Genomic DNA, 9,431 nt, shown 5'->3' with positions numbered 1-9,431 from the left:
AAACAAAAATACTCAATTGAAAAATCCAATGTGAGCACGATAACTATGCCTTGTGATGTATTGAAGAGGAAGAGAAAATTATCCCGAATTCAGGTTATAAAATAAATAGTATACAGGAGAAAGTGATAACATTCTAACCATCTCATCCTTTTATCTCCTTATAAAGTTCCTGAATAACTTTATCAATTTTTTCAGAATCAAATGACATACCCCACATATTATAGATATCTGGTAGCATTTTCATAAAATCAGGTTCTATTTCCAACATTTCTTCGAGCCATTTTCTTGTATATAACCATTCAACCGGATAGCCGCTTTCTTCCTGCCATCGCATACTCTGATGACGTTCTGCTCCCCAATACTTTATTTTGTCGGAAAAACTCATTTGAGAATATTCTTCTGACCAAAATTTTTTAATTAGCTCATCTTCTTTCTTAGATGATTCTCTCATTCTCAACTCGGCTTTTAATCCATTGATACTAACTTTTTCTATTTGTTCGTCATTGAAAGATTCCAATTCCTCTATAGTAAAATTATCTAAAAGCTCCTGTCTGTATTTTTTCATTCTATTATAATTATTTTATTTGTTGCATTCTTATACTATAAATTCCATTTTCTGGTTTATAATTTGTTATTTCAAATTTAATATTTCTCTTTAATAATAACTCATCAGGTTTATATCCTCTAAATTTAATACCATCTGCCATTGTTGATATTATATGTATTACTTTGGACTCAAACTCCACGCATTGGCTTTTAGAAGAGAAGGAACACTACCATTTCCTGAAATACTAATGATATCCTCTGCGACAGAAAACGACTTGACAGTACTCAAAACAGAAGTAGCAGATACTCTTACGGATAGGAATATCTTTGCAGACAAAATCTACTCGGACTTCCCATTCTGGACAGAAAAACAGAAGAACCAAAGAGTATGCATGCTAACTCCAGTCAAAGCAAACCCCTTAATATTAATCTGATACATTATCACTGTACTCCCAAAATAAATCTTTATTTAAAGACTGAAATATTTCCATCATTCCCCCCTCTCCCTCACCTTATACACCGTCCCCCTCTTCGCCTTTCTCGCCTCAAACACATTCTTTAGCGAACGTCCCAGCGACATAGCCGCCGTCCGGCTATATCTGAATCCCGAACGCTTCGTCCGAATATGTTCCAACATTTCCGTGCAAGTAAGTTCTTTGAAAGCTTCTCCTTTGGCAGGTGCCTGAAAATAGGCATACACCATTTCCTCTTCCGGTAGGGTGCGCAAAAATCGTTGGTTGCAGGCAGTGATGTATGCTTCTTCTTCATGGCTGAACCAATATCTTTCATTCTGGCGGATGGCATGTACGGCCTGCGCATACAGTTGTCGGTAATCAATCGGTTGACTATAATCAATAATGCCTTCCACTTCTACGCAGATAAAGCGGCGGTTGCCCGTAGGGTCCGATAGTAGATCGAAGTTATTGCTCGTAGCAATAAAGGTTGCATACCGACGAATGGCATCGGTAGTACCTGCGTATGGTAAACGGGTCTGTACCACTGCTTTTTGAAGAATGTGTTTCATAAAACCCTGATACGACGGACTGATGGAATCGAACTCATCCATATTAATTAAAGCGAAGCGACCCAGTGCCAACTCCACGTTGCGGCGGTTGCTGAAATCGATACTATCCGTATAGTAATCGCGCAGTTCGGGAGGAAGTAGATTCAGGCAGAAAGTCGATTTACCGCATCCCTGATTACCTACCAATAAAGGTAATGTGCTGTTGGCGTGCCGACGATCTATTTGCTGCCAATGCGCCACCATGGAAAGAAACCAGGTGTAGAACAAGTCCGGCCAACGAGAATTGTTGCAGGTGATGCAACGAGCCAGCTCTCTGATCCGATCTCTTCCATCCCAATGTGGCAGGGAGAAAAGGTAATTCTCGATAGGGTCGTACACAGGTACCCTGTCGGAGTGCAGGTAGCGCTTTACATCCGCGTCCCAGGCATTGATGCCTTCGGAGGTGGCATTGAGCGAAATACTGTTCATGGCCTGTTTGCTTAGCGGACGGAAGTCGAAGTAAAACGATTTTAGCTCCCTGTATTCCACCACCGCCTTGATGGTGTTGTATCGGAATTGATACCGTCTTTGCATAAATTCTTCCAATTGTGCTACCAATGTCATGGAGGCACTAATGCAGGGCTTTCTGCCAAACTTTCGGGAGGTGGAATAACTGCTTCGGAAATTGGCACGTACTTGAATTTCGTAATTCTTCAGGTCGCGATGCAAAAGCGTCCACTTCACTGCTTCTTCTTCGGGGATGCCCGAATGGTAACAATTCTGTGCAAGTGTGACGAAAAAAGGTTTTAATTCGTCCTCCTTCCAGTCTACTCTTTCTATTTCGTTAAGTGCATTTGCCAGGCAGGTATCAAAGAGAGTGGAGATAATCCGGTTGCGTTCGTATCCGGGTATCAACCTTTGTAGAGGGTCGGCAATGGCCTGCTGTGCCTCCTCGAAGGTTGTTTCCGCAGGCATACGTAGGGGTTGGTCTATTCGGATGGCTACCGCGTGGGGGTTATGGTATAAATCCGGATCGAATGATAAGCGACATCCACGCTCAACCATTGGCTTTTTCAGTTCAATCTCTCGCCTTAATTGAGGTTGATACCATTTCACGGCATCTCGATAAGCTTGTGCGTGAAAGCGGTCAATCAGTTCCCGGCTCTGTGGCAAAGTGCTGTTGGGCAATGTAAAAGGAACGATGATTTTTACGCTTTTGCCACTTGAACCGATAAAGGCAATCAGGGTTTGCGGAAGACCAGAGGCTAAGTTACGAAGCTTGGCGGCTTCGTTAAAGTGGGCCAGGTTATTGATTTCCAGCAGAACCAATCCGTTGTAGGTGGTAAGTTCCTGTTTGCCTTCTTTTTTATGGAATACACCACCGAATACCAATACGGGTAGTTTTTCGGCATAGTCGTTTCGTTTGCCAGAGGAGGTGTATGCCAGGTTTTGGCGCAGCATGGTTACCGGTTTCGATTTTATTTCGCCGCGCATATTCTCCAAGGCCGTTTCTAGTTCAAGAACGCGCTGAGTCTGCCCTGTAGTCGTATTTCTATAGGTAGTTATTTTCATTTTGTTTTGTTACGGTGGGTTAGTTTGTATTTGAGTTTCTCCAGTACAATGCGCAATGTATTGTCTGCTTTAAAGCAAATGCGTTGTGCTTTCATTTTGCCGGGCGTGCACTCTTCCGGGGTATCTACCCCTTCGCTACTACCGGAAACGGAGAACAGACCGATGCCTTTGAGCTTTACATTATACCCATTAGAGAGATGATTTTGCATGGAATCGCTCAACGCGCTGATGGCTGCTAATACATCTCCACGGGTTAGCGAGCAACGTTCGCATATTTCTGTGGCGAGTTCTTCTTCGGTAATTTGCCCGGAAACGATAGGAACTCCGTAATAACGCTTTTTTTCTTCTCCTTTTGTTTTGTCTGTTTTGGAACGTACTACATAAAGTTGCATAATATATTCTTTTTGTGTGTTAGCTATTTTATTTTATTTTTTGTAAAACTTACTTCTCTTTTTGTATACCCGGGTGTATGTATCCGGCACACCCGGATGTACGGAGTTTGTATATCCGCATCTACACGCCCTGTACACCCGGGTGTAGGAGTTGTTTTCTTATAGACAAAGATAAGTAAATTAATTGATAAAACAAAATAGAAAAAGAGCGGATAAAACAATATTTCATGTAATAAAATCGAAAAAGGTGGGACTTTTGTGGGACTTGGTGGAACTTTTTTGTTGAAAGTTGCACCTATAATACGGTTGATAATCAATGCTTTAATTCGTTGGTGGAACTTGCGGTACTTTTTTGAAGGAAAAACTTTCTGGAGATAAAATAACGTATTTTTCTATTTATGTACAAATGAAGTCGATTTAATGCGTTAAAATTACGAGTTGTTTTCCATCTTCTTTATCCGTATTTTAAGGTCTGTGAGATCGGTGAAATCTGCGGTTTAAATTCGGTTTGGTTGTATCATATTATTCGTGTTTGACTCTTTATTCGATTCAATGCTTTTTAGAAAATATTCGCTTTTTACTTGCATCCTATTAAATAAACTCTTTATATTTGCAATGTACTATTAGACTAATACACTATATACCCTTAATTAATATTTAATTCATTATGATTAGAGTAGAGAACCTCACCTTTAAGTACAAAAAGAAGAACGTATTTACGGACTTCTCTTTGAACATCGAACAAGGCCGCATCTGCGGTCTGCTGGGTAAAAACGGAGCAGGAAAATCGACCTTGCTTTATTTAATGACCGGACTGCTTCAACCCGGCAAAGGAAAGATCTTTTATAATAATGAAGATGTGTCGAAGCGCTATCCTTCCACCCTCCAAGATCTTTTTATTGTGCCGGAGGAGTTTAACTTGCCGAATATATCTTTGAAAAAGTACATCAAAATAAATAGTCCTTTCTATCCTAACTTCAGTCAGGAGCAATTGGTTGAGAATCTAAAACATTTTGAGATGGACGCATTTGCTGAAATAAATTTGGGAGCACTTTCCATGGGGCAGAAGAAGAAAGTTTTTATGAGCTTTGCCTTGGCCACTAACACCTCCTTACTTATTATGGACGAACCTACCAATGGGTTAGACATTCCCGGTAAAAGCCAGTTCAAGAAGTTCATTGCATCGAATATGACGGACGACCGGACAATTATCATCTCCACCCATCAGGTGCAGGATGTGGAGAACTTAATAGAGCATGTAGTTATTATCGATAATAACGAAGTATTATTGAATGCTTCATCTATGGAAATTGGTCAAAAGATGTACTTTGTAAATGGAGCAAAAACTGTAGATGCCGAACAAGCCTTGTATGTTTCTCCTTCCATTATGGGTTATAATGCCATTGTACTTAATGAGTTGGGAGAAGAAAGCACGCTCAATCTGGAAACTCTTTTCAATGGGGTATTGGCTAATCCGGATAAGATTAAAACCTTGTTTGAATCGGAACAATAATTTTATAGTAAAACGAAAATAGATTATGAATAATATATTTGATATCAGACGCTTTGGGCTGGTTTTAGGTAAAGATCTTCAAGAGAATTGGAAAAGAAGGAGTATAGTGCAGTTTGCAGGACTTTTTGGAGGGTTGGTGGTGATATTGATAATGAATTCTATGGAATATTTGTCGGATATGCAACACTCTTCCTATTATAGTTTAGAAATGTTGAATCTGCAATTGCTGAGAATGGCTTTCATTTATTTAGCAGTGTTTGGAGTGCTAATGGCTTCTACCTTAATGGAACCAATGAACAGCAAAACTAAGCGTATAACTTATCTTACTCTTCCTGCATCTAACGTTGAAAAGTTCCTTTCGCGCTGGTTGATTTTAACAGTGGGCTATACGCTTGCTTTTTTTGTTGCTTTATGGGTTGCAGATGCCTTTCGGGTAGTTGTTTGTTCTATTAAGTATCCGGATCTTGATGTGCCTTTTATGGATTTAAGCAAATTGGTTTCTGTTGGAGAATATGACCACTCTTACCTCTTTCCTGAGATGATTTTATTCTGGCTTTGCTTAACATTCTGTTTGTTTATACAATCACTATTTATTCTGGGTAGTACTTTTTGGCAGAAATCTACATTTCTCAAGACGTTTGCTACCGGGGTAGTTATCTCAGGTTTGTTCTTGTTTATTTGTAATTTGACGATACAGCTTTTCTATGAAGATTATAATCAATTCGGGAATGTAATAAACTCTTTCGATACGATTGTCTTTTTGCAAGATAAGGATGGAGCTGTGTGTCTTGCTATCGGTATACTTGCTTTCTTGGCTCTGTTCAACTGGACCCTTGCCTTCTTCCGTTTCAAAGAATCCGAAATCATTAAACGATGGTAAATTATGAACTTCAAAGATAATAAAGCAATCTATTTGCAGATAGCCGAGCGCATTTGTGATGAGATTTTGCTCGGAAAGTATAAAGAAGAGGAGCGGATACCTTCCGTTCGTGAGTATGCCTCCATCGTGGAAGTGAATATTAATACGGTAATGCGCTCGTTTGAGTATTTGCAGCAATCGGAAATAATATTCAATAAGCGAGGTATCGGGTATTTCGTATCCGAAGGTGCGGTGAAGAAAATACTTTCTATCCGAAAGACCTATTTCCTTCAACATGAGATTGACGAGTTCTTCAGGCAGATTCGGCTATTGAATATCCCAATCGAAGAGATCGTCAGCAAGTATAATCAATATATAAAACAACAAGAAAATAAGTAGTTATGAGACTTACAACTAAGATAGTATTAGGTGTTATCGGGTCGGTATTTGTCCTATCGATTGGTTTTATCATTGGGTTTTCATTTACGGATAGGGTTGATTATAACACTGGATATAAGGATATCCCTTTTATATCAGAAGAGAATGTAGTTGGTTTGGATGTTTCTCCCTATAAGACGGTTTGGTTGGACTCAGAGCCAAGAGCATATAATTATAAAGAAATATATCCCAGAGGAAGATTTAAGCTTGCACCTGTTACCAGTGAAGAGCAAAGAAATAAATTATTTATTTCCGAAGAATTATCTCAATTTGTGGATATCGTTTCTTCCAATGATACTTTAATTATAAAACTGAAAATAAATAAGTTAAAAGAAAAGTACGGAAAAACAGATGACGAAGCAAGAAAATATTATGCAGCTCTGGATGGAGTAAACTTTTCATTATATGGAAACTTTGCGGATGTTCTTAGTAATTTGGATGGAGTTGCTATTGAAATAGAAGATATGGAAACGGATTTGATAAGAATAAATTCAACATCTGCTATGTATGTGACAAACTGTAAAGCGAATGTGCTGGAACCAATACAAAGAGGAGGGTATAATTCATTTCAACTTAAAGATAGCCAAATCAAAGAATTAAATATTGATCTTAGCTGTATTGGACATAGGGAAATAATAAACAGTGAGATCGATGTGGAAAATTTGACAGGGGAAGGGTATAACTATTTGGAACGTTCTAAAAAGAGTGCGAAAGTCATAAACTGGCACCCTAAAAACAAAGATGCAAGACTGGAAATAAGGGTCGAATCCGGTGATTCCCTTCAAGTAAAATTTAAATAGCTCCATACACTAAACTATTCACTCTTAGCCAAACAAAGACAAACAACCACCCATAACGGTGCATACTGTTCTTTGTTTGGCTTTTCTTATCAATCCCCCTTAACATTCTTTATTGCTTTTACCCGGCTTAATCCACAATATCTACCACCGAATATCTACTTTTGTGAGATAATAGTAAAATCAGAAATCAATATCTAATCTCATGATCGAAAAACAAACCCCCTCTGCTGCCTTTGCAGATACCAAACCGCATTATAATATTCTCGACGGGTTGCGCGGAATAGCAGCCATTACGGTAGTCTGCTTTCACCTATTCGAAGCTTTTGCCACCAGCCATCTGGATCAAACGATCAACCACGGCTATCTGGCGGTAGATTTCTTTTTTATGTTATCCGGTTTTGTGGTAGGGTATGCTTATGACGACCGTTGGAAAACCATGAAAACAATGGATTTCCTGAAACGTCGAATCATTCGTCTGCAACCGATGGTGGTTATAGGAGCTATCATAGGAGGGGTGATGTTTTATTTTCAGGGATGCGAGGTATGGGATGTTTCGAAAGTTACAATCGGCGCACTTTTGTTAGGCACATTACTAAATGCTTTGCTGATACCCTCTACTCCCGGAATGGAAGTCAGAGGATTAGGAGAAATGTACCCGTTGAATGGACCTACATGGTCTTTGTTCTTCGAATATATCGGGAATGTACTGTATGCGTTGTTTATTCGCAGGCTTTCTACCAAGGCTCTTGCAGTATTGGTTGCCATAGCCGGGTGTGGGTTGGCTACATTCGCCATCTTCGGACCTCTTGGAGATATCTGTGCCGGCTTTCAATTAACAGGGATCGAGTTTACCGGAGGTTCTCTCCGCTTGCTTTTCTCTTTCTCGGCAGGTTTGCTTTTATCCCGTATCTTTAAACCGGTTCATATAAAAGGGGCATTCTGGTTATGTAGTTTGTTGGTAGTTGCCTTGTTGGCTGTGCCGCGTATTGGAGGTGCCGAACATCTTTGGATGAATGGGTTATATGAAACCATCTGTTTTGCTGTGTTCTTTCCGCTTATCGTTTTTTTAGGTGCTTCGGGCAAAACTACCGATAAATATACGGTTCGCATCTGCAAGTTTCTGGGAGATATCTCTTATCCTTTATACATGGTGCATTATCCTTTCATTTATCTATATTATGCTTGGGTTAAAAATGAGAATCTTACTTTTGGAGAATCTTTACCCGGAGCTATCGCGTTAGTGATAGGATGTATTTTGTTGGCTTATATTAGTTTGAAACTTTATGATGAACCGGTTCGTGCGTTTTTGAGTAAGAGGTTTTTGAAGAAGAAGGGGGAATAATTGGACTTTTGTGGGGGAAAGGAAATTCTTCGATGATGAGCGTAAGAGATAAATTCTGATTCAACCCACTTCGGGGTTGGTGGTAAGATGGCGCTACCAAATCCCCCCAGTCGCTGCGCTTCACTGGGGGTTATTCAAATTGAATCCCCGAGGGGATTCTCTGAGAAGTGTCTTTGGGTTGGTGTATAAATGGTAATCGAATGGCGATGTGATATTTTTGTGTAGGGAATAACGGAGGAGGATAAAATATTACCAGGAAATTTCCCCTTTCTCATGCCTGATAATTTCCGGCTCATCCTCTGTGCAGTTTACAATGGTAGAACGTTCGGTATCACCAATACCTCCATCAATTACTAAATCGACAAGTTCGCCAAACTTTTCTTCAATCAGTTCGGGGTGAGTGATGTATTCAATATCATCATCACTGTTGTAAGGTAAAGAAGAAGTCATGATGGGGGCTTCCAATAAACGGGATATTTCGTTGATTATTGGTGAGTTGGGAATACGAATACCTACTTCTTTGCGGTTTTTGAATATTTTGGGCAGATTATTGCCTGTCTTTAATATAAAGGTGAAAGGGCCTGGCAGGTTTTTCTTCAATAACTTAAATGTATCATTACTCATCTTGGCGTATTCGCTTACCATGCTAAGGTCGGTACAAATAATGGAAAGATTGTTTTTCTTCGGATTGATATCCTTAATCCTGCAAATCTGTTCGATAGCACGCTCTTTCAAACCATGGCAACCAATAGCATAAACAGTATCGGTGGGATAAATAATAATTCCACCATTATTCAGAATATCTACAATCTCTTGCAAATCCTGAGGGTTATTGTTCTTGTCGTAGAGTTTGAGTAACATGTTGGTTTAAGTTTATAGTTTATAGTTTGGAGTTTTTGGTTTGGAGTTTATAGTTTATAGTTACAATGCTGCAAGGTAACTATAAACTCCAAACTCCAAACTATA

Annotated in this window: 10 protein-coding genes and 1 pseudogene; 6 read left to right on the top strand and 5 right to left on the bottom strand. The window is 39.4% G+C overall.

Annotated elements, in window-relative coordinates; genetic code table 11:
* Positions 1–142: 142 nt before the first annotated feature.
* Together D0T60_RS11905 and D0T60_RS18955 are read right to left on the bottom strand one after the other, a co-directional pair.
* Positions 143–565 carry a hypothetical protein gene (locus D0T60_RS11905; protein ID WP_163218385.1) on the bottom strand — a complete coding sequence of 141 codons (423 nt, stop codon included), beginning with the start codon at positions 563–565 and terminating at the stop codon, positions 143–145.
* A 10-nt stretch (positions 566–575) separates the two neighbouring features.
* Positions 576–707, bottom strand: a complete 132-nt coding sequence (locus D0T60_RS18955) for a hypothetical protein (protein ID WP_255491680.1) — start codon at positions 705–707, stop codon at positions 576–578.
* 12 nt (positions 708–719) lie between these two features.
* Here D0T60_RS18955 and D0T60_RS19055 point away from each other — a divergent pair.
* Positions 720–980, top strand: a pseudogene (locus D0T60_RS19055) (transposase); the annotation flags it as partial.
* Positions 981–1,036: 56 nt separating this feature from the next.
* Here the strand turns inward: D0T60_RS19055 and D0T60_RS11900 are convergent.
* Both D0T60_RS11900 and D0T60_RS11895 read right to left on the bottom strand, forming a co-directional pair.
* Positions 1,037–3,121, bottom strand: a complete 2,085-nt coding sequence (locus D0T60_RS11900; protein WP_163218384.1) for a BT4734/BF3469 family protein — start codon at positions 3,119–3,121, stop codon at positions 1,037–1,039.
* Positions 3,118–3,513, bottom strand: coding sequence for an HU family DNA-binding protein (locus D0T60_RS11895; protein ID WP_163218383.1), 396 nt, complete (start codon positions 3,511–3,513; stop codon positions 3,118–3,120). Before D0T60_RS11895 ends, D0T60_RS11900 begins: the two co-directional genes overlap by 4 nt.
* Before the next feature lie 667 nt (positions 3,514–4,180).
* On the opposite strand from D0T60_RS11895, the gene D0T60_RS11890 reads away from it, so the two are divergent.
* The 5 genes from D0T60_RS11890 (at position 4,181) to D0T60_RS11870 (ending at position 8,465) form a co-directional block, all read left to right on the top strand.
* Positions 4,181–5,026: an ATP-binding cassette domain-containing protein gene (locus tag D0T60_RS11890; protein WP_163218382.1), complete on the top strand. Its 846-nt coding sequence runs from the start codon at positions 4,181–4,183 to the stop codon at positions 5,024–5,026.
* Positions 5,027–5,051: 25 nt separating this feature from the next.
* Positions 5,052–5,906 carry a hypothetical protein gene (locus D0T60_RS11885; RefSeq protein ID WP_163218381.1) on the top strand — a complete coding sequence of 285 codons (855 nt, stop codon included), beginning with the start codon at positions 5,052–5,054 and terminating at the stop codon, positions 5,904–5,906.
* Between the two features lie 3 nt (positions 5,907–5,909).
* Positions 5,910–6,284, top strand: coding sequence for a GntR family transcriptional regulator (locus D0T60_RS11880; protein ID WP_163218380.1), 375 nt, complete (start codon positions 5,910–5,912; stop codon positions 6,282–6,284).
* A gap of 2 nt (positions 6,285–6,286) precedes the next feature.
* Positions 6,287–7,123: a hypothetical protein gene (locus tag D0T60_RS11875; protein ID WP_163218379.1), complete on the top strand. Its 837-nt coding sequence runs from the start codon at positions 6,287–6,289 to the stop codon at positions 7,121–7,123.
* Between the two features lie 202 nt (positions 7,124–7,325).
* Positions 7,326–8,465, top strand: coding sequence for an acyltransferase (locus D0T60_RS11870; RefSeq protein ID WP_163218378.1), 1,140 nt, complete (start codon positions 7,326–7,328; stop codon positions 8,463–8,465).
* Positions 8,466–8,714: 249 nt separating this feature from the next.
* On the opposite strand, the gene D0T60_RS11865 is transcribed toward D0T60_RS11870, so the two are convergent.
* On the bottom strand, positions 8,715–9,326 hold the full coding sequence (locus tag D0T60_RS11865; protein ID WP_163218377.1) for an L-threonylcarbamoyladenylate synthase: 612 nt from the start codon (positions 9,324–9,326) through the stop codon (positions 8,715–8,717).
* Positions 9,327–9,431 lie beyond the last annotated feature (105 nt).

It is taken from the genome of Bacteroides sp. 224, from assembly GCF_010500995.1.
Classification (GTDB): domain Bacteria; phylum Bacteroidota; class Bacteroidia; order Bacteroidales; family Bacteroidaceae; genus Bacteroides.
The sequence above is the reverse complement of the archived record's forward strand: the minus strand, read 5'-3'. Positions and strand labels throughout refer to the sequence as shown.